Origin of the sequence: Sphingobacterium sp. PCS056, assembly GCF_023273895.1 — a bacterium.
Taxonomy (GTDB): domain Bacteria; phylum Bacteroidota; class Bacteroidia; order Sphingobacteriales; family Sphingobacteriaceae; genus Sphingobacterium.
This window is the reverse complement of record NZ_CP096883.1, coordinates 4,319,475-4,343,271: the sequence shown is the minus strand read 5'-3', so window position 1 is coordinate 4,343,271 and position 23,797 is coordinate 4,319,475. Positions and strand designations below refer to the sequence as shown.

Here is a 23,797-nt window from a genome sequence, read left to right as displayed (position 1 = left end):
AAATATTTTCGATAAATTAATAGATAGAAATCAATTCCTAAGATTGATGTTCTTCGATATTAATTTCTTTATGAACTTTTATTTTTTGAATTAATTCTTCTAAGTTCCAAGCATTTTCAACCTGGTAATCGCCACTTTTAGTCCTTCTGAGTGAACTTAAATGAGCACCACTGTTGAGTACTTTTCCAAAATCAAATGCTAGTGAACGAATATAGGTTCCTTTACTGCACGAAACCCTGAAATGGATAACAGGCATTTCTATTTTTTCAATGATAAAGCTATTAATCGTTACTTTGCGGGTTTTTAATTCCACTGTTTCACCTCGACGAGCTTTTTCATATATACGCTCTCCGTTGATTTTAATAGCCGAATGCGCAGGAGGGTATTGGTCGATATCACCTTCAAAAGTTTTCGCAGCATCATATATCATTTGTTCCGAAATATGATTTGTAGGAAAAGTTTCATCGACTTCTGTTTCAAGATCGTAAGAAGGGGTTGTCCCACCTAACGTGATGGTTCCCATGTACTCTTTATCCTCTGCTTGGTAGCTATCTATTTTTTTTGTGAATTTACCAGTACAGACAATTAACAAACCCGTTGCTAATGGATCTAATGTACCTGCATGACCTACTTTTATTTTTAATGGCTTAATGGAGTTACGAATTTTCCCAACTACATCAAAGCTTGTCCAGGTCAGTGGCTTATCTATCAATAACATTTGTCCTTCGGCAAATGAAAACACTTTTTCTATTTGATCTTTTTCGTTATTTTCCATTCATTGATTCAATTGCACTAGATCATTGATTTTGTTTCCATTTGCTGAATCTCGTTAAAACAAGCATTTAACATAACAAAGTCAAGTTGATTTTGTATTTTTTTTGCAAAGGTACTAATATTATTTCTCGCACTAATATTTAAATAGTAAGTGTAGCGTCAAATGGTTTAGTTATTCCAGAAAAATACTAATAAAGCGATACCGATAATAATACGGTACCAACCCCAAAATTTAAATCCATATTTTGTTAATACGGTTATAAATGATTTAACAGCTATCATAGCAACGATGAAGGCAACGACGTTACCGACTATAAAAACAATGATATTTTCATTGCTGGCAAATATCATCTCATAGCCTTTCTGTGCATGTGCTGTTCCTTCTCCCCACGTTTTAACAAATACGGAGTAAACGGTTACGGCAAGCATAGTAGGAACTGCTAAGAAGAAAGAAAACTCCGCGGCAGCTCTTCGGTCTAATCCTTGAGTCAGTCCACCTATAATAGATGCAGCTGACCGAGATGTACCAGGCATCATGGCTAGACATTGCCAGAAACCGATAATTAATGCCTTCTTTATTGGAATTTCTTTTTCATCCAAGATCGTAGGATTCTTAAACCATTTGTCGACAAATAGCAAAACTACACCGCCAAGGACCAATACCGTAGAGATCGCGATCTGATTACCTAATACAGCTTCGATTTTGTCGTCCAATAGTTTTCCTAATACCAATGCCGGAATAACAGCAATAGCTAATTTATAATAAAGTTGGATATTTTTAATATCAAAAAATTTCTTCCAATAGAGAACTACAATGGAAAGGATAGCGCCAAATTGGATGGACACTTGAAACATTTTGAGGTATTCACTTTCCTGCATGCCCATTAAAGCTGCAGTAAAACCCATATGAGCTGTTGATGAAATGGGAAGATATTCAGTTAATCCTTCAACAATCGCGAGAAGGATAGCTTCAAATAAGGACATAGTCTAGTATTGTTTTATTTAGATTTTGGTTTGTAAAGAATGGCTACAAAGCCTAAAGCAAAACCAAGTACTATGACAATGGGAGCTAACGTGATTTTAGTGAAGCTATAGATATCTGTATTACCACTCATTAGGAAAAAACCAATGATTACAATAATAATACTGACAATAAATAATTGATAATTCAATTTTCCGAAAACAAAAGAACTTTTGTTTGTCGATTCAGATTTTTTGATTTGAGCCATTTTTAACTGTATAAATCGTTAGATTTTGCTTTTAAATATTTGGTAACGGCAAAGTATGTACTAAGGCCAGAAATTAGAATTCCAATTGCGATAACTACAATAAAAATAGCCGCAAACTCATACCAATTTCTTAAAAATACCAATTCAGGAATTTGCTGCTGTGCAAATTTTAATGTAAATATTAATAATAAGATTGCTATCAATGAACCTAACAAACCATGTATGATACCATAGGTAATAAATGGCTTACGTATAAAGTTTTTTGTAGCCCCAATTAGTTGCATACTTTTAATCAGGAATCTTTGTGAATAAATCGCTAAACGTATCGTGTTGTTGATCAGTGCTACTGCAATTACCAATAAAATTGCAGCAAATGCTAGTACAACAATACTGATGATGCGCACATTTTTATTGACCATATCAATAAGTGATTCTTGATAAACAACTTCTTTTATTCTGCTATTTCGCGATATTTTATCGATAAAAGTTTTGATACTGTCGGAGTTTGCATAATCTTCCTTCATATAAACATCGATAGAAGGAAGTAAAGGATTGTGGCCTAAGTATTGAACAAAATCTTCACCCAAATCTTCTTTCAACGATTTTGCGGCAAGTTCCTTGCTGATATATTCTGAGCGTAAAACATAATTATCCTTTTCTAGATCTTTTTGCAATGAAAGAACATCGCCTTCGTTAGTGCCATCGTTAACGATAACATTTAAAACAATGTTTTCTTTAACGTATTTGGATAAATTCTTTGCGTGCACAAGTAATAAACCTAATAATCCAGTCACTAAAAGGACCAGTGCTATACTGATAACAGTAGAGACGTAAACTGATTTTGTTTTTCTTTTTTGCGTGCTTGATTCGTATTCTGACATAATAAGCAATAAAAATTTATTTGCGAAAGTAATGATTTGAGGGGATTAATTCGAATTAATCTTGTAATAACTTTATTTCGAAACTGCAAAAATTCGCTATATCCTTTGTAATTAACTTTTCAATACTATCATTTATTGTTCAAACTACAAAACTTTTCTTATAATTCCCCATTAAAATTGTATTTTCGCAAGTCTTACAAAATTCCTCAATACAAAAATGGAGTACAATCACAAATCGTTAGAAAAAAAGTGGCAAAAATTTTGGGCCGATCATGAAACATTCAAATCTTCGGATACACATGACAAACCGAAATATTATGTTTTAGACATGTTTCCTTATCCTTCTGGAGCTGGTTTGCATGTCGGTCATCCACTTGGTTATATCGCTTCGGATATTTTTTCAAGATATAAACGTTTAAAAGGTTTTAATGTTTTGCATCCCATGGGATATGATTCATTCGGTCTACCAGCGGAGCAATATGCAATTCAAACGGGACAGCATCCAGCGATCACAACTGAAGCGAATATAAGTCGCTACCGTGAACAGTTGGATAACATCGGGTTTTCTTTTGATTGGAGTAGAGAAGTACGTACTTCTGATCCTTCATACTACAAGTGGTCGCAATGGATTTTTATGCAATTGTTCAATTCGTGGTATAATAATGAATCGAATAAGGCTGAGTTAATAGATACTTTAGTTAGTCGTTTTGAGGTGTCTGGTTCACAAGGAATTAATGCTGTTTCTGATGATGATGTGTTATCGTTTACAGCAGGAGAATGGCTTGCATTTGATGAAGAGAAGCAACAGCGTGAGTTGTTGAAATACCGGATTGCTTATTTGCGTGAAAGTACTGTTAACTGGTGTGCTGCATTAGGAACTGTACTTGCTAATGATGAAGTGATCAATGGTTTTTCTGAAAGAGGCGGATTTCCAGTAGAACAAAAGAAGATGATGCAGTGGTCTATGCGTATCACAGCATATGCCGATCGTATGTTGCAGGGATTGGATCTAGTTGACTGGCCTGAACCCTTAGTCGAGATGCAACGTAACTGGATTGGCAAGTCTGTCGGTGCCTTAGTGAAGTTTCCAGTTCCACAATTAGATACAAATATTGAAGTATTCACGACACGTGTAGATACGATCTTTGGTGTTTCATTTGTTGTGTTAGCTCCCGAACATGAATTGGTTTCAAAATTGACGACTGCTGAACAACAGGCCGACATCAGCGCATATATTGATAGAACAAGTAAAAAATCTGAATTGGATCGTATGTCTGATACTAAAACGGTATCGGGCGCTTTTACAGGCTCATATGCAAAACATCCGATCACGGGAGAAGATGTTGCGATTTGGATTGCTGATTATGTATTGGCAAGCTATGGTACTGGAGCTGTGATGGCAGTACCATCTGGAGATCAGCGAGATTATCTATTTGCTAAGCATTTTAATCTGCCTATCATACAAATTTCTGATTCACAGCAGATCGAGGAAGAAGCGGATCCAAATAAAGATGGTAAATATATCAACTCTGATTTTATGAACGGCATGAACTACCAAGATGGTGTTACTGCTGTAATCGCAAAATTGGAAGAGCTAAAATTAGGAAAGGCTAAAATTAACTACCGTATGCGCGATGCGATCTTTGGTCGTCAGCGATACTGGGGAGAGCCGGTTCCGGTTTACTTTAAAAATGGATTGCCATACTTGATTAAAGAAGAGGAGCTTCCTTTGCTATTGCCTGAGGTAGATAAATATTTGCCAACAGAAACTGGCGAGCCTCCGTTAGGACGTGCAGAAAATTGGAAGTATGAAGATCAATACGAGTATGAACTGAGTACAATGCCAGGTTGGGCTGGTTCTTCTTGGTACTGGTTCCGTTATATGGATCCTCAAAATGAGGAGGCTTTTGCTTCTAAAGAAGCTGTCGATTACTGGAAATCTGTCGATCTATATATAGGTGGTTCTGAGCACGCTACAGGTCACTTGCTATACTCACGCTTCTGGAATAAATTCCTCAAAGATTTAGGTTTCCACAATGAGGAAGAGCCTTTTAAAAAATTAATAAATCAAGGAATGATTCAGGGACGTTCTAACTTTGTTTACCGTTTATTGAGTGATGAGGGGAAAGCGACAGATACCTATGTTTCTTACGGATTGAAAGATCAATATAATACCATTCCACTACACGTAGATGTTAATATTGTCGTAAACGACGTCTTGAATCTGGAGAAATTCAAAGCCTCAAGACCGGATTATGCTACCGCAGAATTTATATTAGAAGATGGTAAATATGTCTGCGGAACGGAAGTGGAGAAAATGTCTAAATCGAAATTCAATGTCGTAAATCCTGACGATATCATTGATACATATGGTGCAGATACGCTTCGTTTGTATGAGATGTTCTTAGGTCCATTGGAGCAGGCGAAACCTTGGAATACGAATGGTATTGAGGGGGTATATAAGTTTTTGAAAAAAGTATGGCGCTTATTCCATGACGCTGAAGGTAACTTTAATATATCAAGTGATCAACCTACAAAAGCTGAATATAAGGCTTTGCATAAGATCATTAAAAAGGCTGAGGATGATATTGAACGTTTTTCATTCAATACTTCTGTTTCTGCTTTTATGATTTGTGTCAATGAGCTTACAGATCTTAAATGTAATAAGCGTGCTATTTTAGAGCAACTGGTTATTGTACTTCAACCTTATGCACCACACATCTCAGAGGAGTTGTGGTCATTATTGGGAAAAGAAAATGGATCCATCTCATATGCGACATACCCAACTTTTATTGCTGATTATTTAGTTGAATCTGAGTTTGCTTATCCAGTATCGATCAATGGAAAAATGAAAATGAATCTTTTATTGCCATTGGATCTGGATGCGAAAGCTGTCGAAGAAATTGTTTTATCGAATGAAGATGTTCAACGTTTTATGGACGGGAAATCATTAAAGAAGTTAATTTTTGTCAAAGGTAAGATTATCAATATAGTCGTCTAACCGGGGCAAGAGAAAGTGTAAAAAAGACGCTTTTGAATTATCGAAAGCGTCTTTTTAGATTGATGTATTGTTGTTTCATTATGTTTCCCTAGCCTTATACATTTAATAGATGAGCGTTGCTCTATCGAAGTGATTCAGGGTAAGTTTTTATTACCGGACGTTCTTTTTCGTCCATAAATTGACCCATTTACAATAAGCTTTTACTTTATACCATCCATGTAGTTTTTAAAACAATACATCTTGAAATGCTTCTGTTCTGTCAAATACAGATTTTGCAAAGGGACAAAGCGGCATGATTTTAACATTTTTTTTACGTGCATAATCTACAGCTTCCAAAACCATTTTTTTTCCCACACCGTTGCCGTTAAATTCTGGATATACTTCTGTATGGTCAATTATGAATTTATCTTCTCCTGCCCAGGTATATTCCATAATACCGGCTTCTTTACCATCTATTTCTGCGATTATTTGACCTTTCTTTTCGTCTTCAATATTTTTTATAGTCATCTCTTTTTATTTAAATAAACAGCTAATTTCTATTTTTGGTTTTTCAAAAATAAGATTTTTTACAATAATTTTTTTTCATTTAAATATTTCCAATAGCGTTTTGGCAAACTTTGAACATGTAATTTTGTATTTTTTCGTTCTTTTATATTAACAGCATCAAAGTAATTTTTCCATAGATTACTATAGTGTAATTCTTCATCATCTAATTGAATTACAACATGATTTTTATTTAATCTGTTAGTAAATTTAACCTCTGTGACCTGTGCTAGATCATAGTAAATGCCGTAATTCCTCTTTAAGTCGTAGATCAGCCATTTTTGATCGGCATAACGATCTTTGAAAAAATTAACAATTAAGGGTAATACGTTAAAGTCGGGTTCTAGATTTGCATAATATAAGCCATCTTTCATTTTTTGGAATCGAACAAATGCTTTAATGCGATGTCTTTCCCTAGAGACAGATTTTACTATTTTTTTTATTTTTAAAATATGATCATTTGCGTAATTAAGATTTGGTTTATTATTCGATTTAAAGTAATAAACAATACTCCTCAGTATGAGGAGTTCCATATTTTTCACCTCGGAAAGAAATACGTAGTAAAGCTCTTTAATTCCTTGCATTCCTATTTTTTTCTCTAATCCCAGAAGAACGCGTTTCACCTTAACATCATCTGTTATTACTGTTTCTGCAGTAACGAATAATCCGGACTGTATGTCCTGGTTATTTTGCTGAATATTTTCAACCTGCCATTTGTATTCAAAAGAACAAAATACACAAGTAATCAGTCCTGACCATGTACCATCATAAATAAGTGTTTTGAGCATCTTAAAATAAGCTTAATTGTTGCGTATTATTTTTGATGTATTTACTAGTAGACTGTGCTAATATGTATTGTTTAATATTTGCTCCTGTTTTATCAGCATATATTTGTTGAAATCCAAGACAAGTGATGAAATATTTCGCACGAACGATCGCAACTCCTAACTTTTGAAGATTTTCTATGCGTAAGGGACCAAATCGTCGAGCCATGATGATTTTCTTGGCAGATTGAACTCCAATACCTGGGATACGCACGATGGCATTATAATCAGCTTTATTGATATCAATAGGAAATACATGCTGATTGCGTAGTGCCCAACTTAATTTAGGATCAATATCAAGATCAAGCAGTGGGTGAGTATCATTAACGATTTCGTCGGCATTAAAACCGTAAAAACGCAAAAGCCAATCGGATTGGTACAATCTGTTTTCTCTCACCATAGGTACTGCAGAACCAATCTCAGGCAGTCTCTTATCGTAAGATATCGGAACATAGCCCGAGTAATAAACACGCTTTAGGTTAAAGTTTTTATAAAAATGCTGCGCAGTCTGAATAATATGTTTATCAGATTCGCCTGATGCGCCAATGATCATCTGTGTACTTTGTCCAGCAGGAGCGAAGGTCGGTGTCGATTTGATGATCTTTCGTTCTTCATTTGTTCTTATAATTTCATTTTTAAGATAACGCATAGGGACAATCATATCTTCGCGATTTTTATCTGGAGCTAAGAGTTTAAGCCCTTCTTTTGTTGGTATTTCTAAATTGATGCTGAGACGATCAGCATATAAACCTGCTTGATGTACAAGTTCATCACTAGCTCCTGGAATAGTCTTTAGATGAATATAGCCATTGAATTTATGTTCTAATCTCAACTTTTTAGCTATAGAAACCAACCTTTCCATTGTATAGTCTGCGTTTTTAAAAATGCCCGAACTTAAAAATAAACCTTCAATATAGTTTCTACGATAAAAATTGATGGTCAGATCCACTACTTCTTGTACAGTAAAGGCTGCACGCTCTATATCATTGCTTTTTCTTGATACACAGTAAGCGCAATCATAAATGCAATGGTTAGTCAATAAGATTTTTAATAAGGAGACGCATCGACCATCTTCGGTATAAGAATGACAGATCCCTCCTTGATTAGCATTGCCTAGACCTTTATTTTTATTAGCCCTATTGCTTCCACTCGAACTGCAGCTTACGTCATATTTGGCTGCGTCTGCTAAAATATTAAGTTTTTGAAATATACGATCTGACATAAATCTATTAATTTTAGTAAATGTACTAATATTATTAGAATTAATATATATTGAATGAAATTTAGTAATGACTAGTCACATATTTTTTAACATCTCTTTTGTTAAAAATACAGATCAATTCTCCGAGTGCAAAATGTAATATTTTAATATTTCAAATCATTTTGCCTATATTTTCACCCTTAGCAGATTTATTTATGCTTTTTTCTTTATTGAGCGGTTTATTTTCGTTAAGCGAGGTGAATGGAATATCCCTTATTTATATTATTCCACAACGTTTTTTTTGGAGACAATTGATGTATATTGTACTCTTTAGATCGCTTAAGAAAGCATTAACTTAAGAAAGCATTAAAAGGAGAACTAACTAGCTGGGGAACTTTAAAATGGACTGGAAATGTGAAAGAAATATGATAAATTATTTTAAACAATATGATGGTGATATTGGCTTAATTCACGAGCTTATTTTATTCTTGTTGAGGCGATTTAAGCTTAATATGATGTTATGGTCAATGATTCTATAATTTAATGAATGGAAATTAATCAAATTTATGTAGAGCAAGTGATTGCCTCGCGAACATGGAAAATTCGTCAAGAGGTATTATATCCTAAGGGGTCACTAAAAGATGTGATGATTGATGATGACTTTGATGGAACACACTTTGCCGCTAGCGTAGAAGGGGAGATAGTGGGTGTTATTTCTGTTTTTGAGGTTGATAAAGAGACTTATCAATTTAGAAAATTTGCCGTAATACCTAAATTTCAAGGATATGGTATAGGCACTGCATTGCTACAGTCTGTTTTTGACTTTTGTGTGCTATGGAATGGTCGTACACTTTATTGTGATGCGCGAGTAGAAGCAGTTTCATTTTATAAAAAATTTGGTATGGAAGAGAAAGGGCAACCTTTTCTTAAGGGAACGCTTGCATATGTCCGCATGCAAATTTGTTTAACCGCCGATCTAGCATGATACTATTTGATATGAGCTAGTATCGATATCAAAATAGGTTTATCTACGGGAGTATGATGTCGTCATGTGTTAAACAATGTATAGACCTAATTCCACGTTTTTAAATTTTCAGAATAGAATTTCCATTCTGGTGTTCGTATAACTTCATCAGATAGGGCATACCAAGGACTTATAGATTTGTTAATGGGATTATTGATGATTTGTAATTCTTGCGCAGGCATGTAACTTTGTGCCATTAATACTAATTTTTGACCTGTTTTGGGATTTACTACCATATCTACAACCACGATAGCATGGCCGATAGGATTTCCTTTTTGAACAAAAGTATCTCCTATTCGCACGTCATCCATCGATTTAACTGTCGATAATTCATCATGAAGAGATGCAGTGTTAGCATATGCGAAAATATATTCTAAGTACTTCCAGTATGTTGAATAGGAATAGTCCCCATCTGCAAATTTATTATAATACCTAGGCTTGCCATCAGACACGAAATTGAAATGAATATCATTATATTTCTTATTTTGATATAAATAATCAGCTCGCAGTCTCATAACAGCATCTGCACATTGATGTAGATCTCTTTTTCCTATAGGCAGATCAACCACACTTGCATAGATGTCTCTTCTATCTTTAGTCCTTCCATTATAATAGGTCACGAGTTTATCAATAGGTTTGACTGGGAGCTGTTCTAAGAAATAACCAAATTCATTTTTCTTATAATTTATCCTTTCGTAGCCAACCGGAGGTTTGAATCTATCTTTAATGATTTTTCCCTCGGCATCTACCAATTGCTGATTATAGCCATCAACCATATGCAATTGTTCGGACTTATCTTCCAATTTATTTTGATTGGAAGATGCAGTACAGTTTATCAGGATGAAACCAATAGAAATAATACACAATATTTTCATTACAGTTGATTCTAAAATAAAACATTATATCCTAGAGAAAGACGGGCAAATGGATAACTTTTGTTTACATCAGGATAGTCTTTAAAATTACCTTCTAATCTAAAATAACCAGAATTCATGTTTAATGAAAAGTTTTTCAACAGACGTAGACTTCCGCTGATGGAAGCTGTGTGTAAAAAATAGTGGGATTCATTGCCGCTCAAGGTGACAAAATACCCCCCATGGTATTGTGCACCGAACTTAAACCTGTTCAGTACACTAATTTCCCCAGAACCGCGGACGTCAACACCTGGCCCATAATTGTAATTTCGGCTTTCTCCAAAAAGGAGGTAGGGATCTGGTACTGCAGCTAATATCACAGGACCGCCTCCTAGGGTTGTTGTTAATCGATTTTTACCACCCAAACTAAAGGTTGATATGACATTGTAATTCATGCTCTGTGCTCCATAAAAAAAAGCTTCGTTATGGTAAAAGTCATAATTTGCAGACAAAACTCCCAGATGTCTTCCCGGTAGATTTTTTAGTACCCGTTTTCCATAAAGTGAGGCATATACATTGACGGTGTTGACAAATGAACTGTCGTCACCGCCGACTTCCAAATTGACATAAAAATCATCAAATGGTTTCTTGTTTTCAATATCATCATTGGAATAAATCAAGCTTAACCGGACAAAGTAATCTGTTTTGCCTTTCGTGATGATATCTAGATCTTTGGTGTCGAAGCGTCGAAAACCAAAATCGACCTCAGCTCTAACTGTTGAAGAATCAATTACAGCACCTTTTACGACTCTTCCCCAACGTCCATCCAGTAGGCGATTTAGGCCATTGACAGGATTAATAAAAAAAGCTAATACTTCTTTTCCTTGTCGCTCTGCCAAAGAACTTGTCGGTCTAGATAGCACATTTTGTGAAATACGGTGAGTGATTTCACCTAATATAATACCACCATAAGTGGTGTTAACTAAATCATTGATAGAAGGGGCCTGTGTCTCGCCTGCCGTTTCCCATATAAAGCTTCCCGCCAAAGTGGCAGCAGAAGACTGCAGAAAGCTATAATTATTAGATCTGAACGCATTAAAATACAATTGACCATGATAAGGATGAGCAATTTGGTTTGTCGCAAAAGCATTATCGTCCCATGCCCATGCGTTTGGTTTAAGATGTTTAAACCAATTATTTAGCGTGATATGTGAGTATGGATCTTTTCTGATGAAATAATTGAATGAAGCCGGTAAAGCCTGAAACATAAACCATTCTGTTGCTGCCCTAGCAAAATGTTTACGTGGATTATGATTGATGGTGTCTTGATAATTAGGAAGTTGGTAATTTCCATTAGTAACTGTAGAAGAAGTTAGGATACTTTTACTGTTTTTAGTTGTATCAAAAGGAATTTTATTCTGTAACGGTTCGAAATTATTAACCGTATCGATATATTCCTGAATATACTCTTGGGCATGTAAAGTTTGCGTCGAAAGCAGAAACTGCAGCAGTAGCATTATTACATATAAGAAAAGAAATCTAATTTTCGTCATTTTGAGCATGTCATATATCAGGCTTAAATTCATAAACAAGTAATAAACTTAAATAGTTTTAAATTTAATGCCGAAAAATATCATCGAAATACAGTTAATTTGACCGAAATCTGATTAAAAATTGTTAGATTCTTTAATTTCAAGTCTATCAGCTTCGGTAATATTCCTTATAATTTTACATGGATTACCAGCAGCAATAACATTTGCAGGAATATCCTTGGTCACTACTGATCCTGAACCAATGATACTGTTTTCTCCAATGTTTATGCCCGGATTAACGATAACATGCCCCCCTAACCAGACATTGTCAGCAATCGTGATAGATTTTGAGCATTGCCAACCTTTTGCACGGTCCTCTGGATGAATCGCATGTGTAGAAGTAAATAACGATACATGCGGTCCAAATAATACATTTTTACCTATGGTAATAGGAGCTGAGTCAAGTAAAGTACAGTTGTAATTAGCGAAGAAATTATCATCGATCGAAATATTGAAGCCATAGTCACAATAAAATGGGGCTTCGATAAAGAAACGATTGGATTTTGCTTTTAATAGATTCTTAATGATGAGTTGTCTTTCCTTAAACGATTTTGGCTCGGTATCATTAAATTTTTTAATCTGCATTTTTGCATGGAGTCTTTTTTCGAAAAGTTCTTTTCCCGATTCACGATAGAATTGATTCGTTACATTCTTATTATCCATGGGTCGAAATTACTTCAAAAAAACTAACTTTGTTATTGAAATAGAAAAAATTATGACAAATAATAATTTAGAAGCTCTAGCTCCTCAGGAGTTGTGGGCAAATTTTTCTGCATTAAATGCAGTTCCTCGTGCTTCTAAGAAAGAAGAACGTGTTATCGCATTTATGATAGATTTTGGTAAAAAATTGGGATTAGAAGTTACTGAAGATCATGTTGGGAATGTTTTGATGAGAAAAGCTGCGACTCCAGGAATGGAAGATCGTAAAACAGTTGTTCTGCAATCTCATTTAGATATGGTACATCAGAAAAACAATGATACTAATTTTGACTTTGATACGCAAGGAATCGATATGTTTGTTGATGGAGACTGGGTCAAAGCTAATGGAACCACTTTAGGTGCGGATAATGGTATTGGTGTAGCCACGATTATGACTATATTGGCATCAAAAGATTTGGTACATCCTGCTATCGAAGCTTTATTTACTATTGATGAAGAAACAGGTATGACTGGTGCAATGGGACTGCAAGGAGGAGTTTTAACAGGCGAAATCTTATTAAATCTAGATACGGAAGAAGATGATGAAATTGATATTGGTTGTGCCGGAGGAATTGATGTAACGGCATCTAAATCTTACGTTGAAGAAGCAAGTCCTTCCGGGGCAATAGCTTTTGAAATTGCTGTAAAAGGCCTTAATGGTGGCCATTCTGGTATTGAGATTCACAAAGGATTAGGCAATGCAAATAAAATTATGAACCGATTGCTGTACAAATCATATGAAGAATTTGGTTTACAGATTGCTACTTTAAATGGCGGAAGCTTACGTAACGCAATCCCTCGCGAATCGGTTGCCAAAGTGATTGTGTCTTCAGAACATGAAGATAATTTTGCATCCGATCTAGCACCTTTAGTAGCTGATATTCAAGCTGAATTTAGAACAGTAGACGCTGGTTTGACGATAACCATTGAAAAGCTAACGCAGGTTCCCGCCCGAATTATTTCAGCTCATGATCAAGAACAGCTGATCAATGCGATCTATGCAGCCCAAAATGGCGTATATCGGATCAGTGCTGATTTCGACGATTTAGTGGAAACTTCTAATAATATTGCCAAGGTTAGTGTTGCTGACGGTAAAATGAGTATCAAATGCTTAACAAGATCATCTGTCGAGAGTTCTAAAATAGATTTAGCACAATCTTTGGAAGCAACTTTCTCTTTAGCAGGATTTGACGTCGAATTTTCCGGCTCATATCCAGGTTGGACTCCAAATGCAAATTCTGAAATCTTAGAAATATTAAAGCGTATTTATGTAGAACAGCATCAGGAGGAACCAAAAGTGGTTGCTTGCCATGCTGGATTGGAGTGTGGAATATTAGGTAAAAATTATCCTGAAATGGATATGATATCGTTTGGGCCAACCATCTTGGGAGCCCATTCTCCAGCAGAAAGAGTATCTATTTCTTCTGTTCAGAAGTACTGGGAATTTGTAAAACAGATCTTGAAGGAAATTCCAAAGAAGTAATATATTAGTTTTTATGAAAAGGCTTAAATTAATTTTTAAGCCTTTTTTATTTTTATCTATTGTTATTTCGACAAAGATTCTTTAGATTTACTTTTAGAGTTGTAAGAATAAACATATATAATACTTATTTCTTAACGATTATACCTCAATATCTCCTTCTGTCTTCAACTGCTTTCGACCGATTCCATATAATTTTAAATTTATTCAAAAAGGACAAAATTTTATTCTGGGCAAAATTGCCATTGATTCATATATGATTGGAATTTATGTTCAAATCCATAATAAGTGCAATGTTATAGTGTTTATTTTTTAGCTTATATGCGTTTTTTATATGTTTTTGTTAAAATTTAACGCAACAAAAAGCATGTTTTAACACATGCAATTGATGTTAAAATTAGTTAAATAGGTATGGGAGTTTTACTTTTGCACCATCAAAACTATATCAAACACATCTTACATGAAAAAGTCTCTACTTTTTTTTGCTCTTGCTGTTGCAAGTTATGGCACAATCCATGCACAAACAACAACAAGTAGTGTTACAGGGGTTGTCAAACAATCTACTGGACAAACAACGACAGGTGCAACCATTAAAGTTACACACCAGTCAAGCGGAGCCACCTTCAGCGGATCGGCAGATTCTAACGGACAATTTAACATCGTAAATCTTCAAGAAGGAGGGCCTTACAAAATTGAGGTTACCTACATTGGTCAAAAACCCCTTGTTTACGAAAATGTGTTCTTGAAAGCCGGTCAAGCACTACATTTAGACCCTGTTTTTGCAGAATCATCTTCAACAAATTTGGGTGAAGTTGTTGTGGTAGGTCGTGGTTTGATTGACATTGCTGAAGATCGTAAAACGCCAATTGCTGTTTCCACTATTTCTCAACAAGAAATTGAAGAAAAAGTAGGTGCACAAGATATCACGGCGACTTTGGCTAATACTCCATCTGTATATGTGACAAGTCAAGCGCGTGGTTTTGGAGAGTCTTCGATGACCACTCGAGGATTCGATCAATCTAATACTGCCTTCTTATTAAACGGTCAACCGATCAATGGTATGGACAATGGTCGTGTATTTTGGTCTAACTGGAGCGGTTTGACAGATATTGCTTCTCTTGTTCAAATTCAACGTGGCTTAGGATCCTCAAAATTAGCGATTTCTTCTGTTGGTGGTACAACAAACTTTGTTACTAAGTCGACAGATATGAAACAAAGTGGTTTTATTAAGACAACGATCGGTAACGATATGTTTGTAAAATCAACCATAGCTTATAACACAGGTTTAATGAAAAGCGGATTCGCTGTCTCAGCAATGGTTACAGGATGGCAAGGTAATGGGTACATGAAAGGTACTGAAGGTGCTGGTCAAAACTATTTTTTATCTGTTGGCTATAAGGTAAACGAGAAGCACAACTTAAATCTAATGGTGACAGGTGCTCCTCAATGGCACAATCAAGGTTATACTTCCGAATTATCTAACTTCTTGAAAGAAGGAAGAAAGTATAATGATAACATAAAAATAATTAACGGGGTAGAGACTAACCCACGTAAAAATTATTATCATAAACCAGTTGCTAATTTAAACTGGGATTGGACAATTGATGATAAATCATCGTTATCAACGGTTTTATATGCTTCTATGGCTCGTGGTGGCGGTCAGTCACTACGTAATGATGCTTCTAAAGAAAAAGTTCCTTATTTAGCTGCTGATGTTAATAATCACCAATGGTATGGTGTAGTTTCTAACTATAACCGTAAATTAAACGATAATTTAAACTTTAATATTGGATTTGATTTACGAGACTACAAAGGAGAGCACTATAGACAAGTTACAGATCTATTAGGAGCTCCAAGTATATCACATAAAGACAATGTAAATTTACCTGGATTGACCGTTACTTCAAATCAGTATTCTACAAATCCTTGGAAAACATTGTCAGATAAACCAACTGATGCTAAAGATCGCTTAGCTTGGGATTACGAACAAATTATTCGTTACGCGGGTTTGTTTGGACAGATCGAATATGCGAAGGATGGTTTCACAGCATTTGCGCAAGGATCGGTATCGCAACAGCACAATAGCCGTAATGATGTATTTTTATACAAAATCGGTGAAGGTAAATCAGAATCTGTTAACAATTTTGGATATAATGCTAAAGGAGGATTAAGTTATACATTAGGTGGTCATACGTTATTTGGTAATGCGGGATATTATTCACGTCAACCTTACCAGAACAATATCTTCATGAACTACAAAAATGATGTTAATCCATATGCTGTTAATGAAAAAATCTTAGGATTAGAATTAGGTTATAAATATAATTCTAGATATTTTGATTTAAGCGTAAATGCGTACCGTACAACTTGGGCTGACCGTACAACTGGTAGTTCTTTTACTGCTACTCAAAAAGAAGTGGATAAATATGGAGCTGACTTAGTTCAAGTTGGTAGTCTTATTTACAATACAAACTATGGTGTAAAACAGGATCACCAAGGTGTAGAATTGGAATTATTGACACGTCCTTTTTCTTTCTTACAATTAAAGGGTTTCGGTTCAGTAGGTAAGTGGGTATATGATGGTGAATCCAATACTATCGTCCGTAACGAGGATCGCGTTGTATTAGAGAATAAAGTAAGGGATTTAACAGGTGTTAAAGTGGGTGATGCTGCACAAACATCATTCGGAGCTGGTGCTAAAGTATTCATCATAAAAGGTCTTTCTGTAGATGCTGATTACAGAAGATATGAAAGATTATACGGTGCATTACCGAGTAATACACCTACAATGAAATTACCGAATTATGATCTGTTAGATGCGGGTATATCTTATAGAGTTGCCGTGAGTGAGAAAAATGCGATCAGTTTCCGTGTTAATATGAATAATGTTTTGGACAAGTTGTATATTTCTGAAGCTACTTCAAATGTTGAGTCTAAAGCAGGTGCCACATACTGGAAAGGCATTGATACTTCAAACTACGTGTTGATGGGATGGGGACGTACATGGAATGCGTCTGTTAAATTCACTTTCTAAGCTCGAATACAAATACATAATTATATTTCTTAAAGCCGTTGCAATACTATACTTGCAACGGCTTTTTTAATACCGATTAATCTGGATCTTAAAGAAAGATATATGATGTTCTTTCTGGGATGTTATATTATTTTTGCCAATTGATTTATTAGAATGGAGAAACAATGAGATAGGGTTAGGATATCTAATTTAAGGTGAAAATAGACATGGTTATAAGCTTTATTCTGCTGTCGATCACGACTATTTTCCACCTTATGATCGATCATGTTTTTTCAGTATAAAATACTCATTAAGACCAGGTTTAGATAAAAAAAAGGCTAACCGATTAAGATTAGCCTTTTTGAATATCTTTAAATTTATTTATCTCGACATGGACTGTATCACATTAACATGTGATTTAAAAGCCGAATTTAATGTTTTATATTCCAAGTATTTAACATTAAACTCTTGACAAGTTTCTCTCACCAATTTATTAATGGCTGGATAATGTATGTGACTTATCTTTGGGAATAAATGATGTTCCACTTGATAATTTAGACCACCTAATATCCAAGTCAAAAACTTATTTTTTGTAGCAAAATTTGCTGTTGAGCTCAATTGATGGATCATCCATTCATTTTCCATTTTAGTTGGATCTGTTGTCTGTTCTAAAGCAACAAATTCTGTTTCTGTTACGACGTGAGCCAGTTGGAAAACTGTTGCCAAACATATACCACATGCAATGCCCGATATTAATAATCCCACTAAAGTAGGCACCCAACCAACAACTAAAACAGGGATAACAATAAAAATGCTAAGATGAACAACTTTACTTACCCAAAATATTACTTTTTCGCGTAAAGGGAAGTCAAATGATTTTTTTCTGCTACCCATAGCTTCAAGAAAATATTTTTCATAATCTTGGTAAAAGATCCACGCTAAATAAGATATACTGTATAAAAGCATAAAATAATACTTTTGATAGGAGTGGTGCTTCTTTAACTCTTGGTCTTTGTGCACACGCATAAATTTAATATCAATATCATGGTCTTCACCTTCAATATTGGTATAAGTATGATGTGCTATATTATGTTTTAGTTTCCAAAAATATATATTGCCGCCCATAAGATTAAGGCTGTAAGACAAAGCGCTGTTTAGTTTTTTACTGTTAGAAAAAGTATCATGACCGGCATCATGCATCACATTGAATCCAATCGCAGCAAAGTTAATACCGAGCAATATTAAAACAACAACACTGATTAGCCAATGAGGTTGAATGACAACTAATATGATATAGAAAGATATAGCCGTTAAAAACAGGATAATTGCTTTTGTTAGTACTCTTTTTTCTCCTGTTTTTTGAATTTTATTAGTTTTGAAGTAGTCGTTAATTCTTTCCTTTAAAGATTTGGAAAATAATGTGTTAACATTATTAAATTTAATTGTTGTTTTCATTGAGATCGTTTAACTCTGGTTAAAAATAATGGTAAAACTAAATTTACATACAGAGCTTAAATTGATTAATTTATTATTTGTATAAAGGTAACAAATATTTTTTTCAATGATGTTAATTTAAGTTAAAGGTTTTAAAAAGTAATTTGGTCCTTTATGCAGAGTTATTTATTGAGATTCAAGTTTTATTTTAAATTTTGCATATAATATGAAATTTTTAAGAACTGCACAAAAAAAGGGGATTGCTGTAATTAGCAATCCCCTCTTCTGTATCAATCTTCAATGTTAGTTTAAAGCATTGATTTTAGCTGTAATTTCTGAAGTTTTTGCTTCATCTTGCATGAAAACGTAATAGTTTTTTAGATTTGTTAAAGCATCAACATTTTTAGGTTGCAGCTCCACTGCTTTTGTTAAATATACTAATGCAGGTTTTATCTCTTCTTTAATCTTAGCAACCCCTTCATTGTATTTTGCTTGACTCAATGATCTATCATTATTCAAAATATTCAATTTTTCACGAACACCGTTCATCATTGTAATCGCGATATTGGTATTTGCTTCAAAATAATCAGGATCAATAGCTAGTGCTTTTTTATAAGCCTCAATAGCAGCAGCGTCATTTTTATTTGCAGAATTAGCAATACCTAAATAATAATTTAAACTTTTATTATTTGGATCCTTTGCTAATTGTGCCGTGATACCAGCTAAAATTTCCTTTTCACGTCCAGTAATCAAGTTAAACTCAATATTTTGAACTGCCGCAGCATTATCTTCAGGATATAATTCTACCGCTTTAGCAGCATATTCTAATGCTGAAGTTGTATCTTTTGCTGATAAATATAATTTTGGAAGATCTACCACTACCTGTTTGTGAGAAGAAAATTCTTTCACAGGAATCAATTGCTTATATTTTGCAATTGCTTTACCGTAATCATTCACCTGTAATGCCGAAATACCGCCATAGTAAATTAATGTGGTATCACCTGGTAAGTATGTCAAAGCTTTTTCAAAAGAGTCATAAGCTTCTTTATATTTTTGACCTTGATATTCTTCAGCACCGATATTAAAATTATATTGACCTAATACTTGCTCCGACACACGGATATTATCTTTATTTGCACCATCAGTATCCAAAGATTTAGCTTTAGCAATTCCATCTTCTGCTTTTTTTGCAGCTTCCGTAGATTTATCCAAATTAGCTAAATTAGCATATACTAAAGAATAGATCGTCCAAGCCTCGGCATTATCTTTTGTCTTGTCATGAACAACAGCAAGATCGATAGCTTCTTGTGCAGTTTTTAAATTTGGCAAAGCTAATTGTGGAGTACCTGCGCCTTTCAGTTCTTCAAATTTGGCTATACCCGTTTTTGCTTTATTAACATTATTTTTTTGTGCATACACAGATGTTCCTGCCGATGCAATAGCTGCCAATAATAATAATGATTTAATGTTCATCTCTAATTAACTGTTAATTGATTTAATAATATATTCACACGATCTAATTGTACAAAATCTTCTATCGCATTGTAGTAAGTAGATAGGGCTTTAAGTGCATTAACATCATATGGTTTAATTTCATTTGCTTTCAGCAGATATGCTTGTGCATATTGTCTATCTTCGTCTGTTTTAGACTTTAGGAAATCTTTCAAATAAATAAGTCCTAAAGCTAAATTTGATGGATAATTATTAGCATCTAAACGCAAAACCTTGTTGTAATATTGTTTTGCATTTCGAATATCTTTAGCGTCTTCATATGCATATCCAGCTAGATAATTTAGCTCCACATTTTCAGGTTCCAATTTGATCGCTTCATCAATGATAGGCAAAACAGCGTCATAAGATTCATTTTTAGCATAAATATCGATTAGCTTAAAAAGAATCTCTTTATTTTGAGGAAATTGTTGACGACCAGCTGTCAATGTGTTAAGTTCATCTTGTTTGGTGCCAATTTTCTCGTATACCGCCGCTAGTTCCAGATAATATTGCGCTTTGCGAGAATCCTGTTTGATTAACTCATTATAGTATTTAATGGCATCAGGATATCTTTTGCTACTTACCGCCAGCGTTGCTAAATTAAATTTTAAGTCAGCATTTTTAAAACCAAGAGAATCTACTTTAAGAAATCCTTTGTAAGCTTCATCAAACTTGTTATTTTTCAAATCAATATTTGATTTGTAAATTAAAGACGTTGCTAAATTTTGTTTGATATAGTCAACTTCAGTTGGAAAATTTTTATAAGCCTTTTTGCTATTGATCAGTTTTAATGTATTTAGACTTTCATCAATAGGGTCGAGGGTATATTTCTGTTTTCTTGTTGAATCTGCCACAGCAAAGGAACTATAAACTAATCCTCTTAAAATATTATTCCGAACAGAAGATGAATCTTTTCGAGTTTTAAATGCAGCATCACTAAATTTTCGTGCATTTTCAAGATGTTTTATATCTCCAGTTTGCGTATAAAGTGCAAAACTGTTGCTGCCCTCCTTGATATTGGATTGGGCAACAACAGTTAAACTTGAAGCTGACAGTATTAATGATGTCAATAATGCTCTCATTCTATTTTATTCTTCGTTAGATTCAGATTTTTCGTCTTGATCGGTTTCTGTTATTTCAGTCGAAGCTTCTCCATCTTTTGTTGTTGGCATTTCACCATCTTCATCTGCGATCACTTCTTCTTCCTCTTCTTCTCGATCTACTTTAGTAATAGATGCGATTTCATCATCACCTTTTAGATTAATCAAACGTACACCTTGTGTAGCACGTCCCATTACTCTTAGTTGTTCTACTGAAATACGAATAACAATTCCTGATTTATTGATGATCATCAAATCTTCAGTATCGTTAACACCTTTTACCGCTACTAAACTACCTGTTTTTTCTGTAACGCTAATTGTTTTCACACCTTTACCACCACGGTTTGTAACGCGGTAATCTTCGATGTCTGTACGTTTACCATAACCTTTTTCCGAAACAACAAGTACCGTAGTCTCTGGATCATCTACACTAATCATACCAATTACTTCATCAGTTTCACTACCCAAAGTGATACCACGGACACCAGTAGCTGTTCTTCCCATTGGTCTAACCGTAGACTCGTTGAAGCGAATAGCGCGTCCAGAGCGTAATGCCATTACAATTTCGCTAGTGCCACTCGTTAAACAAGCTTCTAATAATTGATCTCCTTCGTTGATGTTAATAGCATTAATACCATTAGCACGAGGGCGAGAGTAAGCTTCTAAAGATGTTTTCTTAATTGTACCTTTCTTAGTACACATAATGATGAAATTATTCTCCAGATATTCCTGGTCTTTTAAATTCTTCACTAAAATGTAGGCCTTAATTTTTTCGTCTTTTGGAATATTGATGATATTCTGTAAAGCACGACCTTTAGAAGTTCTGCTTCCTTCCGGTACCTCAAATGCACGAAGCCAGAAACAACGTCCAGATTCTGTAAATAGCAACATGTAATTATGTGCCGAAGCTGTAATGATGTGTTCCGTAAAGTCTTCTTCACGTGTAGTTGAACCGATAGATCCACGTCCACCACGACCTTGACGTTTATATTCAGTAAGTGGAGTACGTTTTACATAACTATTGTGAGAGATTGTAATCACGATTTCTTCATCGTCAATAAAATCTTCCATACGCATATCTTCAGCCGAGTGTACGATAACCGATCTACGTTCGTCACCATATTTCTCTCTGATTTCGATCAATTCATCCTTAATGATTTGCATACGAAGACCTTCGTCTGCTAGAACAGATTTTAAGTATTCGATTGTTTTCATTAATTCAGCATATTCTTCTTTGATTTTGTCATGTTCCAGTCCAGTTAGACGACGAAGCGTCATATCTAGAATAGCACGAGCTTGGAGATCTGATAAACCAAATTTCTCCATTAAACCTACGCGGGCATCTTCAGGAGTCGCAGAAGCACGGATAAGTTTAATAACCTCATCTAAATGATCTAGTGCAATTAAATATCCTTCTAATATATGCGCTCTTTTTTCTGCTTCAGATAATTCAAATCGAGTCCGGCGTGTAATTACATCATGACGGTGATCGACAAATACCTGAATCATATCTTTCAAATTCATCAACACTGGTCTTCCTTTGACAAGTGCAATGTTATTTACTGAAAACGATGTCTGTAAAGCAGTATACTTAAATAGATTATTGAGAACAACATTTGCATTAGCATCACGTTTGATATCATAGACAATACGTAAACCCGTACGATCGGACTCGTCTCGAATAGCTGAAATACCTTCTAGTTTTTTCTCATTAACCAATTCAGCGGTACGTTCAATCATATTCGCTTTATTGATTTGATACGGAATCTCTGTTACAACGATTGATTCTTTACCAGATTTTGATACTTCAATTTCGGTTTTTGCACGCATGACCACACGACCACGACCTGTATTTTCAGCATCTTGCACTCCCGAATAACCATATATCAAACCACCAGTAGGGAAATCTGGGCCTTTGATGTATTGCATTAATTCTGGAATGTCGATATCGCGGTTATTAATATAAGCAACTGTACCATTAATGACTTCTGTCAAGTTGTGCGGCGCCATATTTGTCGCCATACCAACTGCGATACCTGATGCTCCGTTTACTAATAAATTAGGAATACGGGTAGGTAATACTGTTGGCTCTTGCAAAGAGTCATCAAAGTTCAATTGATAGTCAACTGTATCTTTATTAATATCCGATAAAATCTCCTCAGCAATTTTTTTCAATCTTGCTTCTGTATAACGCATTGCTGCAGGTGGATCTCCATCGACTGAACCATAGTTACCCTGCCCGTCCACTAAAGGATAGCGCATGTTCCAATCTTGCGCGAGACGCACCATTGCATCGTATACGGAAGTATCACCATGTGGATGGTACTTTCCTAAAACGTCACCAACGATACGTGCCGACTTCTTGTAAGGTTTACTACTTGTAACACCTAAATCCAACATGCCATAAAGAACACGACGGTGTACAGGCTTCATGCCATCTCTAGCATCTGGTAATGCACGAGAAACAATAACTGTCATTGAATAATCAATGTAAGCAGTTTTCATTTGATCCTCTATACTTACCGAAATAATTCGATCGTTTGCAGGCACTAAATTATTATCATTTTCTGTTTCTTCAGCCATATTAATTTGGTTTCGATAAAACTATTAAACAATGCCGTCTACACGGATTGCTACGCATGCGAAGTTACAAAAAA

General features: G+C 34.8%; 18 protein-coding genes. 4 read left to right on the top strand and 14 right to left on the bottom strand.

The features are described 5' to 3' along the window. Positions 1-37 precede the first annotated feature (37 nt). The 4 genes from truB to MUB18_RS18110 all read right to left on the bottom strand — a co-directional run bounded on the left by truB (position 38) and on the right by MUB18_RS18110 (position 2,884). Positions 38-775, bottom strand: coding sequence for a tRNA pseudouridine(55) synthase TruB (truB, locus tag MUB18_RS18125; protein WP_248754148.1), 738 nt, complete (start codon positions 773-775; stop codon positions 38-40). Positions 776-942: 167 nt separating this feature from the next. Beyond that, a complete protein-coding gene (locus MUB18_RS18120; RefSeq protein WP_045754414.1) occupies positions 943-1,758 on the bottom strand; it encodes an undecaprenyl-diphosphate phosphatase in 816 nt (271 codons plus the stop codon). Positions 1,759-1,772: 14 nt separating this feature from the next. Next, positions 1,773-2,003 carry a DUF3098 domain-containing protein gene (locus MUB18_RS18115; RefSeq protein ID WP_045754415.1) on the bottom strand — a complete coding sequence of 77 codons (231 nt, stop codon included), beginning with the start codon at positions 2,001-2,003 and terminating at the stop codon, positions 1,773-1,775. A gap of 2 nt (positions 2,004-2,005) precedes the next feature. Next, a complete protein-coding gene (locus MUB18_RS18110; RefSeq protein ID WP_045754416.1) occupies positions 2,006-2,884 on the bottom strand; it encodes a cell division protein FtsX in 879 nt (292 codons plus the stop codon). 217 nt (positions 2,885-3,101) lie between these two features. Here MUB18_RS18110 and leuS point away from each other — a divergent pair, with 217 nt between their 5' ends. Next, a complete protein-coding gene (leuS, locus tag MUB18_RS18105; protein WP_248754147.1) occupies positions 3,102-5,885 on the top strand; it encodes a leucine--tRNA ligase in 2,784 nt (927 codons plus the stop codon). Between the two features lie 225 nt (positions 5,886-6,110). On the opposite strand, the gene MUB18_RS18100 is transcribed toward leuS, so the two are convergent. The 3 genes from MUB18_RS18100 to MUB18_RS18090 are packed head-to-tail and all read right to left on the bottom strand — an operon-like array spanning position 6,111 to position 8,474. Further along, positions 6,111-6,392, bottom strand: a complete 282-nt coding sequence (locus MUB18_RS18100) for a GNAT family N-acetyltransferase (RefSeq protein ID WP_045754472.1) — start codon at positions 6,390-6,392, stop codon at positions 6,111-6,113. A gap of 59 nt (positions 6,393-6,451) precedes the next feature. Further along, on the bottom strand, positions 6,452-7,216 hold the full coding sequence (locus MUB18_RS18095) for a TIGR03915 family putative DNA repair protein (RefSeq protein WP_248754146.1): 765 nt from the start codon (positions 7,214-7,216) through the stop codon (positions 6,452-6,454). A gap of 1 nt (position 7,217) precedes the next feature. Next, on the bottom strand, positions 7,218-8,474 hold the full coding sequence (locus MUB18_RS18090; RefSeq protein ID WP_248754145.1) for a putative DNA modification/repair radical SAM protein: 1,257 nt from the start codon (positions 8,472-8,474) through the stop codon (positions 7,218-7,220). Between the two features lie 526 nt (positions 8,475-9,000). Between MUB18_RS18090 and MUB18_RS18085 the strand changes: the two genes are divergently transcribed. Beyond that, complete coding sequence (locus tag MUB18_RS18085; RefSeq protein WP_094771638.1) at positions 9,001-9,438, top strand: GNAT family N-acetyltransferase; 438 nt, start codon at positions 9,001-9,003, stop codon at positions 9,436-9,438. Positions 9,439-9,524: 86 nt separating this feature from the next. Here the strand turns inward: MUB18_RS18085 and MUB18_RS18080 are convergent, their stop codons facing one another. The 3 genes from MUB18_RS18080 to MUB18_RS18070 form a co-directional block, all read right to left on the bottom strand. Next, the gene (locus MUB18_RS18080; RefSeq protein ID WP_248754144.1) at positions 9,525-10,352 is read right to left on the bottom strand and encodes a DUF4846 domain-containing protein; all 828 of its coding nucleotides are present in this window, start codon (positions 10,350-10,352) and stop codon (positions 9,525-9,527) included. A gap of 11 nt (positions 10,353-10,363) precedes the next feature. After that, complete coding sequence (locus tag MUB18_RS18075; RefSeq protein ID WP_248754143.1) at positions 10,364-11,884, bottom strand: DUF3943 domain-containing protein; 1,521 nt, start codon at positions 11,882-11,884, stop codon at positions 10,364-10,366. 114 nt (positions 11,885-11,998) lie between these two features. Beyond that, positions 11,999-12,586, bottom strand: a complete 588-nt coding sequence (locus MUB18_RS18070) for a sugar O-acetyltransferase (protein ID WP_248754142.1) — start codon at positions 12,584-12,586, stop codon at positions 11,999-12,001. Between the two features lie 52 nt (positions 12,587-12,638). Between MUB18_RS18070 and MUB18_RS18065 the strand changes: the two genes are divergently transcribed. Next, positions 12,639-14,105, top strand: a complete 1,467-nt coding sequence (locus tag MUB18_RS18065; RefSeq protein WP_248754141.1) for an aminoacyl-histidine dipeptidase — start codon at positions 12,639-12,641, stop codon at positions 14,103-14,105. A 457-nt stretch (positions 14,106-14,562) separates the two neighbouring features. After that, the gene (locus MUB18_RS18060; protein ID WP_248754140.1) at positions 14,563-17,136 is read left to right on the top strand and encodes a TonB-dependent receptor; all 2,574 of its coding nucleotides are present in this window, start codon (positions 14,563-14,565) and stop codon (positions 17,134-17,136) included. Positions 17,137-17,496: 360 nt separating this feature from the next. On the opposite strand, the gene MUB18_RS18055 is transcribed toward MUB18_RS18060, so the two are convergent. The 4 genes from MUB18_RS18055 to gyrA all read right to left on the bottom strand — a co-directional run bounded on the left by MUB18_RS18055 (position 17,497) and on the right by gyrA (position 23,723). Next, complete coding sequence (locus MUB18_RS18055) at positions 17,497-18,570, bottom strand: fatty acid desaturase family protein (protein WP_045754479.1); 1,074 nt, start codon at positions 18,568-18,570, stop codon at positions 17,497-17,499. Positions 18,571-18,852: 282 nt separating this feature from the next. Beyond that, positions 18,853-20,022 carry a tetratricopeptide repeat protein gene (locus MUB18_RS18050; RefSeq protein ID WP_248754139.1) on the bottom strand — a complete coding sequence of 390 codons (1,170 nt, stop codon included), beginning with the start codon at positions 20,020-20,022 and terminating at the stop codon, positions 18,853-18,855. Positions 20,023-20,024: 2 nt separating this feature from the next. Next, entirely contained in the window at positions 20,025-21,122 is a 1,098-nt protein-coding gene (locus MUB18_RS18045) for a tetratricopeptide repeat protein (RefSeq protein ID WP_094771633.1), read from the bottom strand. A gap of 6 nt (positions 21,123-21,128) precedes the next feature. Beyond that, the gene (gyrA, locus tag MUB18_RS18040; RefSeq protein WP_045754482.1) at positions 21,129-23,723 is read right to left on the bottom strand and encodes a DNA gyrase subunit A; all 2,595 of its coding nucleotides are present in this window, start codon (positions 23,721-23,723) and stop codon (positions 21,129-21,131) included. Positions 23,724-23,797: the final 74 nt, after the last annotated feature.

Excerpts from the sequence above, each read along its gene's own strand:
- truB (WP_248754148.1), bottom strand. The coding sequence starts at position 775 with ATGGAAAATAACGAAAAAGATCAAATAGAAAAAGTGTTTTCATTTGCC.
- MUB18_RS18120 (WP_045754414.1), bottom strand. The coding sequence starts at position 1,758 with ATGTCCTTATTTGAAGCTATCCTTCTCGCGATTGTTGAAGGATTAACT.
- MUB18_RS18115 (WP_045754415.1), bottom strand. The coding sequence starts at position 2,003 with ATGGCTCAAATCAAAAAATCTGAATCGACAAACAAAAGTTCTTTTGTT.
- MUB18_RS18110 (WP_045754416.1), bottom strand. The coding sequence starts at position 2,884 with ATGTCAGAATACGAATCAAGCACGCAAAAAAGAAAAACAAAATCAGTT.
- leuS (WP_248754147.1), top strand. The coding sequence starts at position 3,102 with ATGGAGTACAATCACAAATCGTTAGAAAAAAAGTGGCAAAAATTTTGG.
- MUB18_RS18100 (WP_045754472.1), bottom strand. The coding sequence starts at position 6,392 with ATGACTATAAAAAATATTGAAGACGAAAAGAAAGGTCAAATAATCGCA.
- MUB18_RS18095 (WP_248754146.1), bottom strand. The coding sequence starts at position 7,216 with ATGCTCAAAACACTTATTTATGATGGTACATGGTCAGGACTGATTACT.
- MUB18_RS18090 (WP_248754145.1), bottom strand. The coding sequence starts at position 8,474 with ATGTCAGATCGTATATTTCAAAAACTTAATATTTTAGCAGACGCAGCC.
- MUB18_RS18085 (WP_094771638.1), top strand. The coding sequence starts at position 9,001 with ATGGAAATTAATCAAATTTATGTAGAGCAAGTGATTGCCTCGCGAACA.
- MUB18_RS18080 (WP_248754144.1), bottom strand. The coding sequence starts at position 10,352 with ATGAAAATATTGTGTATTATTTCTATTGGTTTCATCCTGATAAACTGT.
- MUB18_RS18075 (WP_248754143.1), bottom strand. The coding sequence starts at position 11,884 with ATGACGAAAATTAGATTTCTTTTCTTATATGTAATAATGCTACTGCTG.
- MUB18_RS18070 (WP_248754142.1), bottom strand. The coding sequence starts at position 12,586 with ATGGATAATAAGAATGTAACGAATCAATTCTATCGTGAATCGGGAAAA.
- MUB18_RS18065 (WP_248754141.1), top strand. The coding sequence starts at position 12,639 with ATGACAAATAATAATTTAGAAGCTCTAGCTCCTCAGGAGTTGTGGGCA.
- MUB18_RS18060 (WP_248754140.1), top strand. The coding sequence starts at position 14,563 with ATGAAAAAGTCTCTACTTTTTTTTGCTCTTGCTGTTGCAAGTTATGGC.
- MUB18_RS18055 (WP_045754479.1), bottom strand. The coding sequence starts at position 18,570 with ATGAAAACAACAATTAAATTTAATAATGTTAACACATTATTTTCCAAA.
- MUB18_RS18050 (WP_248754139.1), bottom strand. The coding sequence starts at position 20,022 with ATGAACATTAAATCATTATTATTATTGGCAGCTATTGCATCGGCAGGA.
- MUB18_RS18045 (WP_094771633.1), bottom strand. The coding sequence starts at position 21,122 with ATGAGAGCATTATTGACATCATTAATACTGTCAGCTTCAAGTTTAACT.
- gyrA (WP_045754482.1), bottom strand. The coding sequence starts at position 23,723 with ATGGCTGAAGAAACAGAAAATGATAATAATTTAGTGCCTGCAAACGAT.